Source organism: Micrococcus sp. 116 (assembly GCF_902506395.1).
Taxonomy (GTDB): domain Bacteria; phylum Actinomycetota; class Actinomycetes; order Actinomycetales; family Micrococcaceae; genus Micrococcus; species Micrococcus luteus.
The window spans coordinates 66361-88225 of the sequence record NZ_LR732370.1 but is presented as its reverse complement, the minus strand read 5'-3'; the positions used below and the strand labels follow the sequence as shown (position 1 = coordinate 88225).

Below are 21865 nucleotides of genomic sequence, written 5' to 3'. Positions count from 1 at the left end.
GTGCGTGCGCGGCTCGACGCCGCGGCGGCCCACGTCCGCCATCCGCGCGCCTGGCTGAGGGGCACGTGGCAGGGGCAGTCCCTGCGCACCAAGCTGGTCGTGATGATCGCGGCGCTCATGCTGGCCCTGGTCGCCGTCACCGCCCTGGCGACCGCTGCGCTGTTCCGCCAGGAGGCGGTGCGCCAGCTGGACGAGGACATGGCCGCCAACCGGGACACCGTCTCGATGTACCTGGCCAACGTCGCCCAGACCGGCGAGTACTACATGCCGCAGCTGCCCATCCTGCGCTTCTACGGCGTCGTGTGGGACAACGAGGGCGCGCGGGTCGTCCAGACCCCGGTGATGCCGGGTGCGGACGAGCCGGCCCTGCCGGACATCACCCCGGCCGAGGCCCTTGAGCGCGGCTCCGCCTCCTTCGAGGTGCCCGGCACACAGCCGGACTCGAGCGGCTGGCGCGTGCAGCTGTACGGGCTCAGCAGCGGCGACGGCACCATGGCCGTGGCCCTTCCCCTGCAGAGCGTGACCTCCTCCGTCGAGCGCGTCACCTCGATCGTCGTGACCATCGGCCTGCTCGCGACGGCGGGCACCGTGATCGTGGCCAACCTGGCGGTCCAGCGCGCGTTCCGCACCCTGAACCGCGTGGAGCGCACCGCCGCCAAGATCGCCGCCGGCGACCTGAGCCAGCGCGTGGAGAGCGCGGCGCCCGACACCGAGGTGGGCCGGCTCTCCCGCTCTCTCAACGCGATGCTCGCGCACATCGAGTCCGCGTTCCGGGACAAGGAGATCTCCGAGGACAAGATGCGCCGATTCGTGCAGGACGCCTCCCACGAGCTGCGCACCCCCCTGGTCACCATCCGCGGGTTCTCCGAGCTGTACCGGCACGGCGGGCTGCGCGAGGAGGAGGACGTCGCCGCCGCCATGCAGCGCATCGAGTCCGAGGCCACCCGCATGACCCGCCTCGTGGAGGACCTGCTCACCCTGGCCCGCCTCGACGAGCAGCGCCCCCTCGAGCACGCCCCGGTGGACCTGCTCATCCTCGCGATGGACTCCATGATGGACGCCTCCGTGAACGCCCCGGACCGCAAGGTCACCCTCGTGGGCCCCGACGGCGACCGGGCGGCCCCGGCGCCCATCCTCGGCGACGAGAACCGGATGCGCCAGGTGGTGGTGAACCTCATGGCCAACGCCCTGCGCTACACCCCCGCCGGCACCCCCATCGAGATCGCGGTCGGCACCGTCGACCACCTCGGCGGCCAGGCCGGGGCGGACGGCGCGGGCCGCAGCTCCGTGATCGAGATCCGTGACCACGGGCCGGGCGTGTCCGAGGAGGACCGCGCCCGCATCTTCGAGCGGTTCTACCGCGCGGACACCTCCCGGCACCGCGAGACGGGCGGCACGGGGCTCGGCCTGGCCATCGTCGCGGCGATCGTGGCCCAGCACGGCGGCTCCGTCCGGCTGCTGGAGACCGAGGGCGGCGGCGCCACCTTCTCCGTCCACCTGCCGTGGGCGCCGTTCGAGGACGAGGCGGACGAGGACGTCGAGGACGAGCGCCCGTCCGCACGGGACACCGACGACGACGCGGCCGGCCCACCCACCGGCCCTCTCGCCCAGACCGCGCCGTCGGGCGCCGGCGCCAGCGCCGCGGACGCCGCCCGGCGCAGCCGCCTGCTGCGGGCGGCGGAGCGGTTCCGTCGCGCCTCGGCCGAGCGCCGCCGCCGGGTGTCTGCTCCTGCACAGGCGCCTCAGGCCGACGCCCCGTCCCCAGGCGGGGACGACCCGGCGGCCGGGCGCGACGCGCGTCCCTAGCGTGGTGCCCGGCGGCACCCGCCGCCCATCAGCACTCATCAGAGGGGACAGTCACATGAGCATCGTGCAGATCGACGTCGAGGACCTGCGGGCCAAGAGCGGGGCGGTGGAGGGCTCCATCGGCCGCCTCCAGGCGGAGGTGAGCACCATGGAGGCCAACCTGCGCCAGCTGCAGGACACCTGGCGCGGCCAGGCGGCCGCGAACTTCCAGGGTGTGCTCACCGAGTGGCGCGCCACCCAGCAGCGCGTGGAGGAGTCCCTGGCGGGCATCCGCCGCGCGATGGACGCCGCCGCCACCCAGTACCAGGACGCGGAGACCGCCAACGCCGCGATGTTCCGGTTCTGAGCGCCCGGAACGGTCCGGGGTGCGGCCGGCCGGCCGCGCCCCGGTCCGTGCTTCCTAGAGTGGGGGCATGACCGTCCTGATCGACCCGCCCGCGTGGCCCGCCCACGGCACCGTGTTCTCCCACCTCGTCTCCGACGCCTCCCTCGAGGAGCTCCACGCGTTCGCGCGGGCGGCGGGGCTCTCGGAGCGGGCCTTCGACCGGGACCACTACGACGTGCCCGCGCACCGACGCGCCGAGCTCGTGGCCCGCGGGGCGGTGCCCGTCACCGGACGGGAGCTGGTGCGCCGCCTCGCCGCCTCGGGGCTGCGCGTGCCCGCCCGGAGCCGCGCCGAGAAGCGCGACGTCGTCCTCGCCCGGCGCTGGGCGCGGCTGTTCGAGGGCACGGCGGCGAGCCCGGACGCGGTGACGACGGCGGGACGCGACCTGCTGGCCCGCTGGACGGAGCCGCATCGGCACTACCACGACCCGGCCCACCTGCTCGCGGTGCTCGAGTCCGTGGACCTGCTCGAGCGGGCGGGGGCGAAGGCCGGGCCGGATCCGCGTGCGGTCCGCCTGGCCGCGTGGTTCCACGACGCCGTCTACGTCGGGGACCCCGCCGCGCCCGCCGGCCAGGACGAGGCGGACTCGGCCGCCCTGGCCCGGGACGTGCTCACCGACCCGCGGCTGGCGGTGCCGGCCGACGTCGTCGACGAGGTGGCGCGCCTCGTGTTGCTCACCGCCGCCCACGACCCCGCCCCGCACGACGCGGCCGGGGCGGTGCTCTCGGACGCGGACCTCGAGGTCCTCGGCCGCTCCCCCGAGGCCTACGCCCGCTACGTGGCCGCGGTCCGGCAGGACTACGCGCACGTGTCCGACGCGGACTGGGCCCGCGGTCGCGGCGCGGTGCTGGACGCCCTGCTGGACGCCGAGCGGCTGTATCGGACCGCGCCCGGCCGAACGCGCTGGGAGGCCGCCGCCCGCCGCAACCTGGCGGCGGAACGAGCCGCGCTGTCGGCCTGAGCGGGGCGCCCCGGTGCCGGCCCCGGACGCGGCGAGGCCCGCCTCCCCGGACGGGGAGACGGGCCTCGCTGGCTGGGCGCCCGAACGGGCCGGGCCGGCTCAGCGGCTGATCACATCATGCCGCCCATGCCGCCCATCGGGTCCATGCCCTCGGCGCCGGCGGCGGCCTTCTCGGGCTTGTCCGCGACGACGGCCTCGGTGGTCAGGAACAGGCCCGCGATGGACGCGGCGTTCTGCAGGGCCGAGCGGGTCACCTTCACCGGGTCGTTGATGCCGGCGGCCAGCAGGTCCTCGTACTCGCCGGTGGCGGCGTTCAGGCCGTGACCGTCGTCGAGGGTCTTGACCTTGTCCGCCACGACGCCGGGCTCCAGGCCGGCGTTGAAGGCGATCTGCTTCAGCGGGGCCTCGATGGCGACCTTCACGATGTTCGCGCCGGTGGCCTCGTCGCCCTCGAGCTGCAGGCCGCCGAACGCCTTGGCGCCGGCCTGGATCAGGGCCACGCCGCCGCCGGCGACGATGCCCTCCTCCACGGCGGCCTTGGCGTTGCGCACGGCGTCCTCGATGCGGTGCTTACGCTCCTTGAGCTCCACCTCGGTGGCCGCGCCGGCCTTGATGACGGCCACGCCGCCGGCCAGCTTGGCGAGGCGCTCCTGCAGCTTCTCGCGATCGTAGTCCGAGTCGGTGTTCTCGATCTCGGAGCGGATCTGGGCCACGCGGCCGGCGATCTGCTCGGCGTCGCCGCCACCCTCCACGATGGTGGTCTCGTCCTTGGTGACGACCACCTTGCGGGCGGTGCCCAGCAGGTCGAGGGTCGCGTTCTCCAGGGACAGGCCCACCTCGGAGGAGATGACCTGGCCGCCGGTGAGGATGGCGATGTCGGCGAGCATGGCCTTGCGGCGGTCACCGAAGCCCGGGGCCTTCACGGCCACGGACTTGAAGGTGCCGCGGATCTTGTTGACCACGAGGGTGGCCAGGGCCTCGCCCTCGACGTCTTCGGCGATGATCAGCAGCGGCTTGCCCGACTGCATGACCTTCTCGAGGATCGCCACCATGTCCTTCACGGAGGAGATCTTCGAGTTGACGATGAGGATGTAGGGATCCTCGAGGACGGCCTCCTGGCGGTCCGCGTCGGTCACGAAGTAACCGGAGATGTAGCCCTTGTCGAAGCGCATGCCCTCGGTGAGCTCGAGCTCGAGGCCGAAGGTGTTGGACTCCTCGACGGTGATGACGCCCTCCTTGCCGACCTTGTCCAGGGCCTCGGCGATGAGGGAGCCGATCTGCTTGTCCGCGGCGGAGATCGAGGCGGTGGCCGCGATCTGGTCCTTGGTCTCGATCTCGCGGGAGGCGGAGAGCAGCTCGGAGGTGACGGCCTCCACGGCCTTCTCGATGCCGCGCTTCAGGGACAGCGGGTCGGCGCCCGCGGCCACGTTGCGCAGGCCCTCGCGGACCAGCGCCTGGGCCAGCACGGTGGCGGTGGTGGTGCCGTCGCCGGCGACGTCGTCGGTCTTCTTGGCGACCTCCTTGACGAGCTCCGCGCCGATCTTCTCGTACGGGTCCTCGAGCTCGATCTCCTTGGCGATGGAGACGCCGTCGTTGGTGATGGTGGGGGCGCCCCACTTCTTCTCCAGCACCACGTTGCGGCCGCGGGGGCCGAGGGTCACCTTCACGGCGTCGGCCAGGGTGTTCAGGCCCTTCTCCAGGCCGCGGCGGGCCTCTTCGTCGAATGCGATGGTCTTGGCCATGTGCAGGTCCTTTCTGGACGTCGGCTTCCTACTTCTGGTGGCTGACCCGCGCCGATGCCCGCGACGGACGGCCCCTGGGGGCCTCATCGGTGGACAGGTCCTCCTCCACGGCGCCGGACCGACCGGGGTACGGCTGGCAGTCGCGCCTTCGGAGTGCTAACCCCATTATGAGCACTCGCACCGGGAGAGTGCAAAGGGTCCGCGGTGCGGGAGCCCGCTCTTCCGCGGACGGCGGACGGCCCCCGGCAGAACGCCTCGGGAGGCGCCCCGCCGGGGGGCCGGGAAGGGTGCGCGTCCGGCACGGCCGCACGGCGGGCGGGTCAGCCGGTGACGACCACCGCGACGCCGTTCACCTGCAGGTTCGGGGTCTGCATGACCGGGAAGCCGAGCTCCTTGCCGACCGCCTCGGCGGCGGCCTTGTTGGCCGAGCCGTTGTACAGGACGGTGGAGGACTGGATGCCGTAGCCGCTCCAGTTCTTCGCGTCCACCGAGGTGTAGCCGGCGCTCGTGAGCCGCTGCGCGTAGGAGGCGGCGAGGCCCTGGGAGCGGGTCGCGTTGTACACGGTGACGTGGGTGCCGCGCACGGCCGCGGACTGCGCGGCCGCACGAGAGCTCGACGCGGCCGCAGACTGCGCGGCCGCACGGGAGCTCGACGCGGCCGCGGACTGCGAGCGCGAGGCCTCCGCCGCGGCGGCCGAACGGGACGCGGCGGCGCGCGAGGACTCCGCCGCCTGGACGGCCGCCGCCGACCGGGACGCCTCTGCGGACTGCGCGGCGGCCTCGGAACGCGAGGCCTCCGCCGCCTGTGCCTCGGCGGCGGCACGGGACGACTCAGCGGCCTCCGCGGCGGCACGGGACGACTCGGCGGCCCGGGACGACTCGGCGGCTTCTGCGGCGGCCGCCTCCTGCGCCACCCGCGAGGACTCAGCCGCGGCCGCAGCCGCGGAACGGGACGCCTCCGCCGTGTCCTCGGACGGGGTGGCGGACTCGGTCGCGGATGCAGTCGACGCCGACGCGGAGGACGCCGAGGAGGACTCGGACGACGCCGACGTCGACGTCGACGGCGACGGCTCGACCGCCGGGGCCGTCGTCGAGCTCTCGGCGGCGACGGGCTCGGAGCGGTCGCCGGTGAGCCACGGCAGGACGACGCCCACGAACAGGCCGGCGAGCAGGACGAGGCCGGCCACCCAGAGCAGCGGGCTCAGGCGGCGACCCCCGCCCGCGGCGGTCGCGCCGGCAGCGGCGAAGGACTCGCGGTGCGCGCCGCGCTGGTCCGTGTACTCGGGGACCTCGTCGAAGCGGTCGGGCTGGTAGGCCATGGGTCAGTTCTCCTGGCGGGAAGCGGGCGTGGACGGCGCCGGATCCGCGGGTCCCCTCCGGGCCCGGCTGCGGGTGCCGCGCTTGCGCAGCAGCCGCGTGACCAGCAGGGGTCGGTAGGCCAGGGCGGCCTCACGGTCCAGCAATCCGTTCAACACCTGATAATAGGCGGTCGGAGGCAGCCCCAGACGCTCTCGGACGGCGTGGTCCTTGGCCCCGCCGTACCGCCAGGTGGCGGCCTCCAGGTCCAGGACCGCACGCTCCAGGTCCGTCAGCTCGTCCCGTCGCGCCCGCGCGCGGGCACCCTCGTCCGGGGCCGGATCGGGCGAGACGGGCGTGGGGTGGGACATGGCGGCCACTGTACCCACCCGGTCTACTCTCGGGGCATGGAGTTCATCGCGCCCCTGGATCCGGGCTGGGAGGCGGCCCTCGCCCCGCAGGCCGCCGCGTTCGAGCAGGTCGGCGAGGCCCTGCGTGCCCGCCGGGCGGCCGGAGAGCAGGTGCTGCCGGCGCCGGAGCACATCCTGCGGGCGTTCCGTCAGCCGTTCGCGGACGTCCGCGTCCTCGTGCTGGGCCAGGACCCCTACCCGACGCCGGGCCATCCGATCGGCCTGAGCTTCGCGGTGGACCGCCACGTGCGGCCGCTGCCCCGCTCCCTGGCCAACATCCACCGGGAGCTGCACGACGACCTCGGCATCACCCCGCCCGCCCACGGCGACCTCTCCGCGTGGACGGACCAGGGCGTGCTGCTGCTGAACCGCGCCCTCAGCGTGCGGGCCGGCGCACCCGGCAGCCACCGCGGCCTCGGCTGGGAGCAGATCACGGAGGCCGCGGTGCGGGCCCTCTGCGCGCGCGGCACCCCGCTCGTGGGGCTGCTGTGGGGAGCCGACGCGCGGCGCATGGCGCCGCTGCTGGCGGCGGCGGGGGCCGGCGTCGTGGAGTCCCCGCATCCCTCTCCCCTGAGCGCCCACCGCGGGTTCTTCGGCTCCCGGCCCTTCAGCCGGGTGAACCGGCTCCTCGAGGCGGCCGGCGCGGCGCCGGTGGACTGGCGCCTGCCCGACTGAGCCGAGCCGCCGGTCAGCGGCGCTGGTGCATCACGAGTTCGGTGGGCAGCAGCGTGCCCATCCGGTCGGTGATCGGCTTGGCCAGGGTGTTGCCGAAGGCGACGCCGGCCGCGATCGCCACGACGATGACCGCGGCGTTGAACAGTCCCTCGACGCCCAGCAGCGTGGCCCCGGTCTCCACGGTGAACCCGTAGACGGACCGGAACATGGTGAGTCCGGGAAGCAGGAACAGCATGGACGGCAGGACGATCACGAGCGCCGGGGCTGCGAGCCGCTGGGCCACCAGGCGGCCGAGGAACCCGACCGCCGCCGCGGCGACCGCGGGCACCAGCCGGTCGCTGACCCCGATCTGCTGCGCCGCCAGGTACGCGCCGAAGCCGGCCCCGGACACGAGACCGCAGGCCAGGATCTGGGGCCACCGCGACTGCTCCACCACCGCGTCCGCCATGCCCGCGGCCATCACGAGGCCCAGCAGCAGCAGCGGCGGATAGCTCAGCGTCCCCGCCTCGGCCAGGTCCAGCTGTTCGAATCCCAGGAGATCCCCGATGCCCACGGCGATCATGATCCCGGCCATCACGCCGGCGAACACGAGCAGCGCGGAGAGGAAGCGGCCCGCGGCGGTCACCGGGAAGCCGTGGATGGCGTCCTGCACCGCGGTGACGAACCTCGCCGTGGGCAGGAGCATCATGATGCCGCCGGCGATCACCAGCGCCGGGTTGACCGGCAGGTCGAGGGCGTGGGCCATCAGCGCGATCACCGTGGCCGTGATCGCCCCGAACATCGTGGAGAAGATCTCCGGGAAGCGCGCCTTGTCCGCCTGGACCTTGAGCCAGAAGACCAGCCAGGTGGAGACCATGCCCAGGGCCGCGCTCGTCCAGGTCCCCCCGATGAACGGCACGAAGCAGGCCACGAACACGCCGGAGAAGAGGACCTCGAAGACGGCGGGGAACGGCTTGGGCTGATGCCGGATCTCCACGAGCCGGCGCTGGGCCTCGGCCCGGTCCACCTCGCCCGCGGCGATCTCCTCGACGAGCCGGTGGACGGCCACGAGCCCCTCGAAGTTCACCGAGGACGAGCGGACCACCCGCTGGAGGGTGAACGGGGTCTCACCGCGTGAGGAGTCGGGCGCGTAGTTCAGGGAGATGGACTGGTTGGTCAGGTCCACCTCGGTCTCGAGGATCCCGTAGGCCTGCGTGGCCACGATGATCGAGGTCTCCACGTCCAGCGAGGCCGCGCCGAAGCTGAACATCGTCTCGCCCAGCTTGAGCGCGAAGTCCAGGGTGGTGCGGGCCTCGAGGGCCTGCGCCTCCGCGCGGCGCTGCTGCAGCGTGGAGCGCATGCGGCGCCCGTACGGCGAGGAGTGCAGGCGGTCGGCCAGCACGAGCGCCTGCGTCGGCAGGTTCTCGACGAAGACCTCGCGGGAGCGCCGGCCGCGCCGACGCCCGCGCTTCTCGGGCGGGCCCACGGGGACCACCGGGTCCGGGACGGTGACGTCCGGCTCGGGGATCACATCCGGGGCGGGCAGGGCGCCGTCGGCCTCCGCGGGCGCCAGGACGGAGGTGGGCACCTGCTCGGACGGCGGCGGCTCGGTCAGGGGCGCGTCCGCGGCCGGCTCCGGCAGCGTCTCCGCCTCCGGCTCGGCCGATTCCTCCGGCTCCGGCGCCGGCGTCGAGACCGGATCGGCGGCGGCGGGGCGGACCACGGGCGGCAGCGGCTCCGTCGGCTCGACGGCGACCGCGGCCGGGTGGGCCGACTCCGCCGGGTCGAGGTCGAGCAGGCCGGGGTCCTCCGGGTCGAGCGTGAGGTCGCCGACAGCGGCGGCGTCCTCGGCGCCGGCCGGGCGCAGCACGGGGATGAGCGTGGGGACGGCCGGGGGCTCCGCGATGCGGGGGTCGAACCGCGCCGGCTCCTGGGTGCCCTCCTGCTCCATGCGGCTCACCCTCTCCTTCCGTGTGCGGGCGCTGGACGCGCCACGGCGGTGGGCCGAGCCCCCCGCCGACGCGTCCATCCAACCACGCCGGCACCTCCCCCGCCGGGGCCGTCGGCACCGCGGCCCGGGGACGCGAAAGGGCCCTCCCGGAGGAGGGCCCTGCTGCGGTGGATCTTACTGGACTCGAACCAGCGACCTCTCGCGTGTGAAGCGAACGCTCTAACCAACTGAGCTAAAGATCCGGGCGTCGCCCCATGGGGGTGACAACTCGAAGAACGATACCTCAGGCGGCGCCGCCTGTCCACCCGGGCGACGGCCGCCCCGCGCACGGCGGAGCGGCCGTCGAGAGCCGACGAGCACGTCAAGGCGTCGGTCAGCGTGGCGCCGGGCTCGACGCCGCCCTGGGCGACCAACGAGGTCCCGGCGCCCGGGGCGGGCTCCGGTCAGGAGCTGCCGCCGAGGGAGGAGACCGCCCTGGTGGCGTCCGCCAGGCCGGCGCCGCAGCCCGCGGAGCAGGACACGGGCATGGACCGGGCCGTGGACGTGAGGGTGGACTCGACCTGGGCCGGGGTGAGGCTCGGCCGCTCGGCCAGCAGCAGGGCGGCCAGGCCCGCGACGTGCGGGGTGGCCATCGAGGTGCCGTTGTAGGCGGCGTGGCCGGCCGTCGTCGGGGTGGTGGCGCCGTTGTTCACGGTCGAGATGATGTTCGCGCCCGGGGCGGTCACGTCCACGGCGGAGCCGTAGTTCGAGAACGAGGCGCGGGCGCCCTGCGAGGTGGAGGCGGCCACCACGATGGTGTTCCGGCAGTTGGCCGGGCGCACGTTGGCGGCGGGCTGGTTCTCGTTGCCCGCCGCCACGACGACGGGCACGCCGCGGGAGACGGCCGCGTTGATCGCGTTCTGGTAGGTGGTGCCGCACGTGCCGGAGCCGCCGAGGGACATGTTGATGACGTCCGCCGGGTTCGGGTTGGCCGGCACGCCCGCCACGGTGCCGCCGGCGGCCCACACGACCGCGTCGGCGATGTCGGACAGCGAACCGCCGCACTTGCCGAGCACGCGGATGGGCTGGATCTTCGCGTTCGGGGCCACGCCGACGACACCCTGGGAGTCGGCCACGGCCGCGACGGTGCCCGCCACGTGGGTGCCGTGCCACGAGGAGTCGGAGGCACCGGCGGTGCCGCACTCGCCAGCGGCGTACCAGTCGCCCTCGTCGCGCGGGTTGGAGTCGCGGCCCCCGCCGTCGCGCGCCGCCCTGCCGTCGGAGATGAAGTCGTAGCCGGGCACGACGTTGCGGTCGAGGTCCGGGTGGGAGGTGATGCCGGTGTCGATGACGGCCACGGTCGCACCGGAGCCCGTCGTGCGGTCCCACGCACCGGGGACCCGCATGCCGTGGGTGCCGGTGAAGCCCCACTGCTGCGAGTAGAGGGCGTCCACGGGACTCAGGCCGGTGGCGGTGAGGATGGCGTCCGGCTCCACGGCCTCGACCGCCCCGGAGGCCTTCAGGTCGGCCATGAACTTCGCGGACTCGGCCTGGTCCAGCTTGCGGTCCGCCTTGATCACGCGGGAGCCGAGCGCGGTCTCACGCAGCTCCTTCACGGAGACGCCGGCCTCCTTCGCGGCCTTGCCCCAGGCGTTGGCTCGGCCCTTCGCGTGGGCGGTGGCGGCGGTCTCCTTGTAGGTGACGATGAAGGAGTCGTAGCCGTCGGCGTTCGGGTCCTCGACCTGCGCCGCCGCCAGGGGCGAGGCGGCGGTCGGGGTGGCTGCCGGTGCGGCGGGGGCGTCGCCGGAGGGGGCCGCGAGCGCGGGGGACGAGGTCAGGGTCCCGCCGGCGAGGACGGCGCCGGCCACGAGGGCGCCGATGCGGCGGCGGGTGCTGCGGAGTGGGGAGGACTGCACGGGATCTCCTCGGAGTTCTGGGCCACCGGACGCGGGTGCCCGAGGGGCTCGGGCCGGGGTGACTGGGATCACGGTAAGGTCACGATTCCGTCACGACGAGGCCCAGGGTCGAAGTCTGGCGGATGGTCGAGGCATCTCTGGCGGATCCGCCAGCCGAGCCCGGCGGATGGCCACGGGCGCGCACAGCGGCGCCCCAGCGTCGGCCCGCGCCGGACACGACGACGGCGCCGCGCCCTCCCGGCGGAGGTGCGCGGCGCCGTCGGGCCCGCGGTGGGGTGGAGCCCCCTGCCGGATTCGAACCGGCGACCTGCTGTTTACAAGGCAGCTGCTCTGGCCAGCTGAGCTAAGGAGGCCTGCGGCCGGCGCCCGGGGCGCCGCGGCCGGCCCTTTCAGCGTACAAGGCCCGGGCGGACGGCGCGGGGCGCCCCCTGCGTGGGGACGCCCCGCGGACCTCGGCGACGGGTCAGCCGGGTCAGCCGGCGATCTTGGCGCCCGCCCAATCGGCGAAGGTCTTGTCCTCGCCGTCGAGGGCCCAGTTCTTCCCGTCCACGAACACGGTGGGGGTGCCGGCCACGCCGGCGACGCGCGCCTGGCGGGTGGTGTGCTCGACCGCGGAGCGGAACGTGCCGTCCTCGACGCAGGAGGCGATGTCCGCGCCGTGCTCCTGCGCGAGCTGCGTGATCGCCGCGTTGTCCAGGCCCTTGCCCTGGTGCTCGTCGTAGGTGGCGAACAGGGCGGCCACGAAGCCGTTGTAGGCCTCGGGCTTCTGGTCCGCCACGCAGTACGCGGCGTTGGCGGCGCGGGCCGAGTAGTTCTGGTTGTTCGGGGCGCTCAGGTAGTCCACCATCCGGTACTCGACCGTGGCCTCGCCCTGTTCGAGCCACTGCTCGATCTGGTCCGCGTTGGAGGTCTCGAAGTCCGCGCAGTGCACGCAGTTGAAGTCCGCGTAGAGCACGATCCGCGTCGGCTCGCCGTCCGCCCGGGCCTCGGTGTCCGGCAGGGTCTCGGGCTGGGAGCTCGCGGACTGCTTCGGCACCTCGATCCTCGAGGGGTCGACCTCGCGTTCTCCCGCGCCCTCCGCCAGGCCCGTGGCCGAGGTCAACTCGATGCCGCCCTGCTCGTTCGTCACGGCAGGGATGGGGCCGGCGGCCGCGGCGTCGTCGCCGTTGCGGTTGAGCACGAACGCGACGACGAGGCCGATCACGAGCACCGCCGCGAGGACCGAGCCCCAGATGACGCCGGTGCGGCGGCGGCGGTCCTTCCTGCGCTGCTCCTCCTGGATCTGGCGGGCACGCGCACGGGCGTCCTTCGCCGAGGTGTGCGAGCCTGACGTGTTCCGGGCCAAGGGTCCTCCTCGTGGGGCAGTCGGTCCGGGTCGAGCACCGGAGCCGGCGGGCAGCGGGCGCGCCGCGCCAGGCGAGCATAGCGGCCCTGTCTGGAAGGATCGTGACCATGGACACCGTCGAGACCCCCTCCCCCGTCGATCGACTGACCATCACGGGGGCCCCCTCGGGGGACGCCTCCGAGGACCCGGCGACGTCGCTGCTCGCCCTGCCCTGGGCGCTCCCCCTCGAGACGTGGCCGCGTGAGGTGCTGGCGGCCCTGCCGCGGGGCATCTCCCGTCACGTGGTGCGCTTCGCCCGCATGGGCGGGGGCATCGTGGCGGTGAAGGAGACCACGGAGGAGCTCGCGTTCCACGAGTACCGGCTGCTGCGCCGGCTCGAGCGGGGCCCCGCGCCGTCGGTGGTGCCGGTGGCCGTGGTCACCGGGCGCACCCACGACGACGGCACGCCGCTGCCCGCCGCCCTCGTCACCCGGCACCTGCGCTTCTCCCTGCCGTACCGCGCCGTGTTCTCGGAGCGCCTCGAGCGCCGCACCCTCGTGCGGCTCATGGACGCGCTGGCGACCCTGCTCGTGGAGCTGCACCTCGAGGGGTTCTTCTGGGGTGACGTCTCCCTGTCCAACGTCCTGTTCCGGCGCGACGCGGGCGGGTTCGCCGCCCACCTGGTGGACGCCGAGACCGGCGAGCTCCGGCAGCGCCTGTCCACCGGGCAGCGCGAGCACGACCTGGACGTGGCCGCCGTGAACGTGGGCGGCGAGCTGCTGGACCTGCAGGCCAGCGGGCTGCTGGACCCGGAGGTGGACCCCGTCACCACGCCGGACCTGCTCGTGGCCTCCTACCGCCGGCTGTGGGACGAGCTGACCGGGCCCCTGCTGTTCCCCCGCGCCGAGCCGTGGCGCCTGGACCGCCGCGTCCGCCGCCTGCAGGAGCTCGGCTTCGAGCTGGCCGAGTACTCGCTGCGCGCCGCCGACGCCCCCGGGATGATGATCGCCCGACCCGTCGAGATCCACGCGGGCTACCACCGCCGTCGGCTGACCCGCCTCACGGGACTCGAAGTCCAGGAGAACCAGGCCCGGCGGCTGCTCGTCGACATCGAGGCCGCCCGCCGGGAGTGGGACCCGTACATGGACATCGAGAGCGCGGCGCACCGCTGGGTGGTGGAGGTGTTCGACCCCGTGGTCCACTCGGTGCCCCTCGAGCTGCGGGCCAAGCTCGAGCCCGCCGAGGTGATGCACCAGCTCCTCGAGCACCGCTGGTACCTCTCCGAGGCCCGCGGCCAGGCCGTGCCCCTGCAGGAGGCGGTGGACTCCTACGTGGACACGGTGCTGCGGACCCGCCGCGACGAGGACGCGGTGGCGCTGCACCCCACGACCACCATGCTGCGCGCCGTCCCACCCGCGGACGCGGACTGACGCCGGCCGCGGCTCAGCGGCGCAGGAGCAGGAAGCCGGGGGCCGGGACCGCCGCCGGCACCGCGCCGGGGCCGAGGGGGCCGTCGTCGCCGTGGCCGGCGAGGAGCTCGGCCCGCGTCAGGTCCGCGGGCACGGGCAGCGGCTCCGCGCCGAGGGCGACGAGCAGGATGACGTCGGCGTCCTCGCCGGCGCGGGTGAGGCGCACGTGGCGCCGGGCCGCGTCCACCTCGGCCCGGACGCGGTCGCGGCGAGGGTCGGTGAGCTGGGGCAGCGTGCGGCGCAGGCCGATCAGGGTGCGGTAGGCGGCGAGCACGCGCGCCCCGCGGCCGTGGCCGTCCGCGCCGCCCGCGGCCTCCGCCCAGTCCAGCACCGCCGCGTCCCGCGTGGCGGAGTCCTGCGGGTCGGGGACGTCGGCCGGGTCCCAGCCGTGGGCAGCGAACTCGCGGCGACGTCCCTGCCGGACGGCGTCCCCGAGCTCGGGCTCGCGGAACGAGGTGAAGAACGGCCACGGCGTCGAGGCCGCGAACTCCTCCCCCATGAAGAGCATCGGCACGTGCGGGCCGGTCAGCAGCAGGGCGGCCTCGGCCGCGAGCGCGCCCTCGGACAGGGCGGCCGCGGTGCGGTCGCCGCCGGCGCGGTTGCCCACCTGGTCATGGTTCTGGATGCTGGCCACCCACGCATGGTTGGGGAGGGCGTCCGGCACGGGGCGCCCGTGGTCGCGGCCGCGGAAGGTGGAGCGGGTGCCGTCGTGGAAGTAGGTGCGCTCCATGACCTTGGCCACCGCCTCCAGCGGGGCGAAGTCCGCGTAGTAGCCGTGGGTCTCCCCCGTCGCGGCCACGTGCAGGGCGTGGTGGACGTCGTCGTTCCAGGCCGCGGCGAGGCCGAGCCCACCGGCCTCGCGGGGCAGCACCAGACGCGGGTCGTTGAGGTCGGACTCGGCCACGAGGGGCACGGGTCGGCCGGCACGGGCCGCGATCCCGTCCGCGAGCGCGGCCATCTCCTCGAGCAGGTGCACGGCGCGGGCGTCCCGCAGGGCGTGCACCGCGTCGAGGCGCAGCCCGTCCACGCGCATCTCCTCGAGCCAGAAGCGGACGTTGTCCAGGACGAGCCGGCGCACCTCGTCCGAGTCGGCGCCGTCCAGGTTCAGGCCGTCGCCCCAGCCGGTGCCGCCCTGACCCAGATACGGCCCGAACACCTGCAGGTAGTTGCCGGAGGGGCCCAGGTGGTTGTGCACGACGTCCTGGACCACGCCGAGGCCGGCGGCGTGGGCGGCGGCCACGAAGCGGCGGTAGGCGGCGGGGCCGCCGTAGGACTCGTCGACGGCGAACCACGCCACCCCGTCGTAGCCCCAGTTCCGAGGGCCGGAGAAGGAGTTCACGGGCAGCAGCTCGACGTGGGTGACCCCGAGGTCCCTCAGGTGCGGCAGGCGGGCGATGGCGGCGTCGAGGGTCCCCTCCGCCGTGAAGGTCCCCACGTGCAGCTCGTAGAGGACGGCGCCGCGCAGGCCGCCGCCCTGGGGCGCGGCCGGATCGGACTCCACCCCGGGCGGCCCGGCCCAGCCCTCGTCCGGCCACGCGAAGACGCGGCCGGCGACGTCGCGGCGGGAGGGCCCGTGGACCGTGTCGGGCTGGCGGCGGGAGCGGGGGTCCGGCACGGGGTCCGCCCCGTCCACGCGGTAGCCGTAGCCGGGGTCGGCCGGCGGCTGGGCGGCGTCGAGGCCAAGGGCGGCCAGCGGGTCCTCCGTGGGCGTCCACCAGCCTCCGGCGGCGGGGGCCATGGCCACGACGGCGGCGACGGGCCAGCGGTCCTCGGCGTCGTGCAGGGCGCCGGGCTCGGTGTCGACGAGGACGAGGTCGACGCTCTCGGCGTGCGGCGCCCAGACGGCGTAGGGGATGGCGCGCGCGGCGTCGACGGCGGCCCGCTCGGCCGCGGCGGGGTCCACGGGGTCGGAGCCGATCGGGTGCAGGCTGTCCCTGATACACATCTCCGAGCCCACGAGACGCCTGAGCAGTGCGAGGCCCTCCCTCAAAGAATGTCCGGCGGCGACCTACTCTCCCACAACCTCCCGGCTGCAGTACCATCGGCGCTGTGGGCCTTAGCTTCCGGGTTCGGAATGGAACCGGGCGTTTCCCCCACGCTATGACCGCCGTAACCCTAACCCCACACCACCACCCTCAACACGGGCAACAGCAGGGAAACCTACGGGTCACACAACAGTGACACTATTCAATTCAAAACACCTCAACCACCCACCAACAAGCAGACAGCCGGTTGCAATCAGACAACCGCACAGTGGACGCGAACACCAACCCATCACCTTGAAGCAAGCAATAGGATAAGAGTGTGTGTAAGTCATCGGCCTATTAGTACTGGTCAGCTTCACGAGTCTTCAGTCCTCGCTTCCACATCCAGCCTATCAACCCAGTGTTCTAGCTGGGGGCCTCACACCCTCAAAGGGGCAAGGAAATCTCATCTCGAAGCCGGCTTCCCGCTTAGATGCTTTCAGCGGTTATCCATCCCGAACGTAGCTAATCAGCCATGCACCTGGCGGTACAACTGACATACCAGAGGTTCGTCCGTCCCGGTCCTCTCGTACTAAGGACAGACCTTCTCAAATTTCCAACGCGCGCAGAGGATAGGGACCGAACTGTCTCACGACGTTCTGAACCCAGCTCGCGTACCGCTTTAATGGGCGAACAGCCCAACCCTTGGGACCTACTCCAGCCCCAGGATGCGACGAGCCGACATCGAGGTGCCAAACCATGCCGTCGATATGGACTCTTGGGCAAGATCAGCCTGTTATCCCCGAGGTACCTTTTATCCGTTGAGCGACGGCCGTTCCACAACGAGCCGCCGGATCACTAGTCCCGACTTTCGTCCCTGCTCGAGCTGCCACTCTCACAGTCAAGCTCCCTTGTGCACTTGCACTCGACACCTGATTGCCAACCAGGCTGAGGGAACCTTTGGGCGCCTCCGTTACATTTTGGGAGGCAACCGCCCCAGTTAAACTACCCATCAGGCACTGTCCCTGACCCGGATCACGGGCCGAAGTTAGATATCCAGAGTGACCAGAGTGGTATTTCAACGGCGACTCCACGAACACTGGCGTGCCCGCTTCACAGTCTCCCACCTATCCTACACAAGTCACACCGAATACCAATACCAAACTATAGTAAAGGTCACGGGGTCTTTCCGTCCTTCTGCGCGTAACGAGCATCTTTACTCGTAATGCAATTTCGCCGAGTTCATGGTTGAGACAGCGGGGAAGTCGTTACTCCATTCGTGCAGGTCGGAACTTACCCGACAAGGAATTTCGCTACCTTAGGATGGTTATAGTTACCACCGCCGTTTACTGGGGCTTAAGTTCTCCGCTTCGCCGAAGCTAACGGGTCCCCTTAACCTTCCAGCACCGGGCAGGAGTCAGTCCATATACATCGTCTTACGACTTCGCATGGACCTGTGTTTTTGATAAACAGTCGCTTCCCCCTGGTCTCTGCGGCCCCGATCCCCTCACACCAGCACGTGGTGCTCAAGGTTGGGGCCCCCCTTCTCCCGAAGTTACGGGGGCATTTTGCCGAGTTCCTTAACCATGATTCTCTCGATCGCCTTAGTATTCTCTACCTGACCACCTGTGTCGGTTTAGGGTACGGGCAGTTTGAACCTCGCGCCGATGCTTTTCTAGGCAGCATAGGATCACCGGATCACCCACCATGTGGGCGCCCATCAGGTCTCAGGCATACAGCCGGCGGATTTACCTACCGGCAGCCCTACACCCTTAGACCAGGTCATTTCCATTGCCCGGCCCGGCTACCTTCCTGCGTCACACCTGTTAATGCGCTTGCCTCCCCGGTTCAGGTCCCGCGCTCCCCACCACCGTCCCCGTCAAAGACGGGGTTCGGGATGGTTCGGGCGGTTAGTATCACCGGCTCAGCATGGACGGTTCTTCACTGGTACGGGAATATCAACCCGTTGTCCATCGACTACGCCTGTCGGCCTCGCCTTAGGTCCCGACTTACCCAGGGCAGATTAGCTTGACCCTGGAACCCTTAGTCATCCGGCGGACGGGTTTCTCACCCGTCTTTCGCTACTCATGCCTGCATTCTCACTCGTCCACAATCCACCAGAAGTTACCCGCTGGCTTCACCTCGTGAACGACGCTCCCCTACCCATCCAGCAAAACTGAATGCCACGGTTTCGGCGGTGTACTTGAGCCCCGCTACATTGTCGGCGCGGAATCACTTGACCAGTGAGCTATTACGCACTCTTTCAAGGGTGGCTGCTTCTAAGCCAACCTCCTGGTTGTCTCAGCAACTCCACATCCTTTCCCACTTAGCACACGCTTAGGGGCCTTAACCGGTGGTCTGGGCTGTTTCCCTCTCGACTATGAAGCTTATCCCCCACAGTCTCACTGCCACGCTCTCACTTCCCGGCATTCGGAGTTTGGCTGAAGTCAGTAACCTTGTAGGGCCCATCGTCCATCCAGTAGCTCTACCTCCGGGAAGAAACACGTGACGCTGCACCTAAATGCATTTCGGGGAGAACCAGCTATCACGGAGTTTGATTGGCCTTTCACCCCTACCCACAGCTCATCCCCTCCATTTTCAACTGAAGTGGGTTCGGTCCTCCACGCGCTCTTACACGCGCTTCAACCTGGCCATGGGTAGATCACTCCGCTTCGGGTCTAGGACACGCGACTCAATCGCCCTATTCAGACTCGCTTTCGCTACGGCTTCCCCACACGGGTTAACCTCGCCACGTATCACTAACTCGCAGGCTCATTCTTCAAAAGGCACGCTGTCACCCCACAAGGAGGCTCCAACGGTTTGTAGGCACATGGTTTCAGGTACTATTTCACTCCCCTCCCGGGGTACTTTTCACCATTCCCTCACGGTACTGATCCGCTATCGGTCAACAGGTAGTATTCAGGCTTACCAGGTGGTCCTGGCAGATTCACACGGGATTCCTCGGGCCCCGTGCTACTCGGGCAACCCTCCAACAGCGGCGGAACACATTTCGACTACGGGACTCTCACCCTCTACGGTCCAGCATCCACACTGGTTCGTCTATATGCCCGCACCTCACTGCGCCATGCCGGCAGACATGACAAGGAGGGGCCCACAACACCGCACATGCAACCCCTGCCGGGTATCACACACATACGGTTTAGCCCCATCCGCGTTCGCTCGCCACTACTAACGGAATCACTTTTGTTTTCTCTTCCTGTGGGTACTGAGATGTTTCACTTCCCCACGTTCCCTCCACCCGGTCTATGTGTTCAACCGGGGGTCACACGACACGTCATGCGGGGTTTCCCCATTCGGAAATCCTGGTCTCAACGTCCGGTTATCGACTCCACCAGGCTTATCGCAGATTCCCACGTCCTTCTTCGGCTCCTGTTGCCAAGGCATCCACCATGCGCCCTTGGAAACTTTCACACACAATGAAAGTCCTCAAATGAGCAATATCTAACTAAGATGTCATTCTCGGCATCACCACACCTCACACACCACCCCAGGGGGAACAGTGCGATCAACGATGCAGCAACAAAAAAATAAGATGCTCGCGTCCACTATGCAGTTCTCAAACAACAACCCACACCCCATCCACCAACCCACAAGGCCAGCTTCACAAGATACGGAGACCAGAAACAACAACCCCAACCCCAAGGCCAGGGTGCCTGCTGTTCCAGGACCCAACAGTGTGCCAACACCAGCTCGCAGCCACCAACACCACCCATTCCAACCACACCCGCAAAGGCATGACGTACTCGAGCACTGCCGGCACCACCACTGGCACCATTCATTGATGTTCCACCCATGAGCAACCCGCCATCACACACGCGGTGATGCAACGGGCACTAATGCTCCTTAGAAAGGAGGTGATCCAGCCGCACCTTCCGGTACGGCTACCTTGTTACGACTTAGTCCCAATCGCTGGTCCCACCTTCGACGGCTCCCCCCACAAGGGTTAGGCCACCGGCTTCGGGTGTTACCAACTTTCGTGACTTGACGGGCGGTGTGTACAAGGCCCGGGAACGTATTCACCGCAGCGTTGCTGATCTGCGATTACTAGCGACTCCGACTTCATGGGGTCGAGTTGCAGACCCCAATCCGAACTGAGACCGGCTTTTTGGGATTAGCTCCACCTCACAGTATCGCAACCCATTGTACCGGCCATTGTAGCATGCGTGAAGCCCAAGACATAAGGGGCATGATGATTTGACGTCGTCCTCACCTTCCTCCGAGTTGACCCCGGCAGTCTCCCATGAGTCCCCACCACGACGTGCTGGCAACATGGAACGAGGGTTGCGCTCGTTGCGGGACTTAACCCAACATCTCACGACACGAGCTGACGACAACCATGCACCACCTGTGAACCCGCCCCAAAGGGGAAACCGTATCTCTACGGCGATCGAGAACATGTCAAGCCTTGGTAAGGTTCTTCGCGTTGCATCGAATTAATCCGCATGCTCCGCCGCTTGTGCGGGCCCCCGTCAATTCCTTTGAGTTTTAGCCTTGCGGCCGTACTCCCCAGGCGGGGCACTTAATGCGTTAGCTGCGGCGCGGAAACCGTGGAATGGTCCCCACACCTAGTGCCCAACGTTTACGGCATGGACTACCAGGGTATCTAATCCTGTTCGCTCCCCATGCTTTCGCTCCTCAGCGTCAGTTACAGCCCAGAGACCTGCCTTCGCCATCGGTGTTCCTCCTGATATCTGCGCATTCCACCGCTACACCAGGAATTCCAGTCTCCCCTACTGCACTCTAGTCTGCCCGTACCCACCGCAGATCCGGGGTTAAGCCCCGGACTTTCACGACAGACGCGACAAACCGCCTACGAGCTCTTTACGCCCAATAATTCCGGATAACGCTCGCACCCTACGTATTACCGCGGCTGCTGGCACGTAGTTAGCCGGTGCTTCTTCTGCAGGTACCGTCACTTTCGCTTCTTCCCTACTGAAAGAGGTTTACAACCCGAAGGCCGTCATCCCTCACGCGGCGTCGCTGCATCAGGCTTGCGCCCATTGTGCAATATTCCCCACTGCTGCCTCCCGTAGGAGTCTGGGCCGTGTCTCAGTCCCAGTGTGGCCGGTCACCCTCTCAGGCCGGCTACCCGTCGTCGCCTTGGTGAGCCATTACCTCACCAACAAGCTGATAGGCCGCGAGTCCATCCAAAACCGATAAATCTTTCCAACACCCACCATGCGGTAGGCGCTCCTATCCGGTATTAGACCCAGTTTCCCAGGCTTATCCCAGAGTTAAGGGCAGGTTACTCACGTGTTACTCACCCGTTCGCCACTAATCCACCCAGCAAGCTGGGCTTCATCGTTCGACTTGCATGTGTTAAGCACGCCGCCAGCGTTCATCCTGAGCCAGGATCAAACTCTCCGTAAAAAAATTACAGAACAACACCGTGGCAGCCGGAAATAACCACCACGACATCCATTCAATACCTAGCAGACCATCACCACACCACGGGGGTGGCAGGCGATGATCAACCAATATGTGTTAAAACAATTGGCATCAACAAACTTGGCACACTATTGAGTTCTCAAACAACAGGCGCTTCCAGCTTCAGCGACCCGCTCCGCGGGCCGTTTCGCTCTGGAGCAACTTCTCCATCCTAGACCATCCGTTTCGACCGTGTCAACTCCGTGTCCGAAGCATTCACCGTCCGTTCACATGGCCGGGCTAGAAAACCTTACCACGCGATCCGACAATGTCAACTCCGCTTCCGCGGGGCCAGACACTCACCGGACCATCCACGTGGAAGGCCTTGAAAACCTTACCACATGATTCCCGGCTGTCAAACCAGATCATCTTCTTCAGGAATCCCGACCCGCATCACTGCCGGCCGCGCACCCGGTGAGCACCACCCGCCCTGGACCTGCCATTCTCGGCATGAATCCGCGGATTCTGTGTTCTTCACCCCGCCTCCCGGTCACCCGGTCGGCGTCTTGAGCACGAGATGGAACTCTACACACGAACCCCACCGAACACAAAATCAGGGG

12 protein-coding genes, 2 tRNA genes and 3 rRNA genes are annotated in these 21865 nt (G+C 69.6%); 5 read left to right on the top strand and 12 right to left on the bottom strand.

All coding sequences use genetic code 11. From position 1 onward, the window contains the following. From CITRIK5_RS00400 to CITRIK5_RS00390, 3 genes are all read left to right on the top strand, one after another. Positions 1-1806: a HAMP domain-containing sensor histidine kinase gene (locus tag CITRIK5_RS00400; protein WP_101967276.1), complete on the top strand. Its 1806-nt coding sequence runs from the start codon at positions 1-3 to the stop codon at positions 1804-1806. 55 nt (positions 1807-1861) lie between these two features. Beyond that, positions 1862-2152 carry a WXG100 family type VII secretion target gene (locus CITRIK5_RS00395; RefSeq protein WP_010079419.1) on the top strand — a complete coding sequence of 97 codons (291 nt, stop codon included), beginning with the start codon at positions 1862-1864 and terminating at the stop codon, positions 2150-2152. Positions 2153-2219: 67 nt separating this feature from the next. Then, complete coding sequence (locus CITRIK5_RS00390) at positions 2220-3152, top strand: DUF4031 domain-containing protein (RefSeq protein ID WP_101967275.1); 933 nt, start codon at positions 2220-2222, stop codon at positions 3150-3152. A 110-nt stretch (positions 3153-3262) separates the two neighbouring features. Here CITRIK5_RS00390 and groL read toward each other — a convergent pair whose 3' ends face one another. From groL to CITRIK5_RS00375, 3 genes are all read right to left on the bottom strand, one after another. Next, positions 3263-4894 carry a chaperonin GroEL gene (gene groL, locus CITRIK5_RS00385; protein WP_036315916.1) on the bottom strand — a complete coding sequence of 544 codons (1632 nt, stop codon included), beginning with the start codon at positions 4892-4894 and terminating at the stop codon, positions 3263-3265. Between the two features lie 320 nt (positions 4895-5214). After that, positions 5215-6213, bottom strand: a complete 999-nt coding sequence (locus tag CITRIK5_RS00380) for a LytR C-terminal domain-containing protein (RefSeq protein WP_101967274.1) — start codon at positions 6211-6213, stop codon at positions 5215-5217. A 3-nt stretch (positions 6214-6216) separates the two neighbouring features. After that, a complete protein-coding gene (locus CITRIK5_RS00375; protein ID WP_152743975.1) occupies positions 6217-6561 on the bottom strand; it encodes a DUF3263 domain-containing protein in 345 nt (114 codons plus the stop codon). Between the two features lie 36 nt (positions 6562-6597). Between CITRIK5_RS00375 and CITRIK5_RS00370 the strand changes: the two genes are divergently transcribed. Beyond that, on the top strand, positions 6598-7275 hold the full coding sequence (locus CITRIK5_RS00370; protein ID WP_101967273.1) for a uracil-DNA glycosylase: 678 nt from the start codon (positions 6598-6600) through the stop codon (positions 7273-7275). Positions 7276-7288: 13 nt separating this feature from the next. Here the strand turns inward: CITRIK5_RS00370 and CITRIK5_RS00365 are convergent, their stop codons facing one another. From CITRIK5_RS00365 to CITRIK5_RS00345, 5 genes are all read right to left on the bottom strand, one after another. After that, complete coding sequence (locus CITRIK5_RS00365) at positions 7289-9205, bottom strand: threonine/serine exporter ThrE family protein (protein WP_101967272.1); 1917 nt, start codon at positions 9203-9205, stop codon at positions 7289-7291. A gap of 168 nt (positions 9206-9373) precedes the next feature. Next, positions 9374-9447 (bottom strand) — tRNA-Val (locus tag CITRIK5_RS00360). 201 nt (positions 9448-9648) lie between these two features. Further along, on the bottom strand, positions 9649-11100 hold the full coding sequence (locus CITRIK5_RS00355; RefSeq protein WP_233569911.1) for a S8 family peptidase: 1452 nt from the start codon (positions 11098-11100) through the stop codon (positions 9649-9651). Between the two features lie 276 nt (positions 11101-11376). Next, a tRNA-Thr gene (locus CITRIK5_RS00350) sits at positions 11377-11453 on the bottom strand. 119 nt (positions 11454-11572) lie between these two features. Then, on the bottom strand, positions 11573-12445 hold the full coding sequence (locus CITRIK5_RS00345; protein WP_036315925.1) for a thioredoxin domain-containing protein: 873 nt from the start codon (positions 12443-12445) through the stop codon (positions 11573-11575). Between the two features lie 107 nt (positions 12446-12552). On the opposite strand from CITRIK5_RS00345, the gene CITRIK5_RS00340 reads away from it, so the two are divergent. After that, the gene (locus tag CITRIK5_RS00340) at positions 12553-13854 is read left to right on the top strand and encodes a DUF4032 domain-containing protein (RefSeq protein ID WP_036315928.1); all 1302 of its coding nucleotides are present in this window, start codon (positions 12553-12555) and stop codon (positions 13852-13854) included. A 13-nt stretch (positions 13855-13867) separates the two neighbouring features. Here the strand turns inward: CITRIK5_RS00340 and treZ are convergent, their stop codons facing one another. The 4 genes from treZ to CITRIK5_RS00320 all read right to left on the bottom strand — a co-directional run bounded on the left by treZ (position 13868) and on the right by CITRIK5_RS00320 (position 21248). Beyond that, a complete protein-coding gene (gene treZ, locus CITRIK5_RS00335; RefSeq protein ID WP_159832853.1) occupies positions 13868-15838 on the bottom strand; it encodes a malto-oligosyltrehalose trehalohydrolase in 1971 nt (656 codons plus the stop codon). Between the two features lie 50 nt (positions 15839-15888). Further along, positions 15889-16005 (bottom strand): 5S ribosomal RNA (gene rrf / locus CITRIK5_RS00330). 192 nt (positions 16006-16197) lie between these two features. Then, positions 16198-19289 (bottom strand): 23S ribosomal RNA (locus tag CITRIK5_RS00325). Between the two features lie 436 nt (positions 19290-19725). Further along, a 16S ribosomal RNA gene (locus tag CITRIK5_RS00320) occupies positions 19726-21248 on the bottom strand. The 16S, 23S and 5S rRNA genes sit together here, the layout of an rRNA operon. Between the last annotated feature and the right edge of the window lie 617 nt (positions 21249-21865).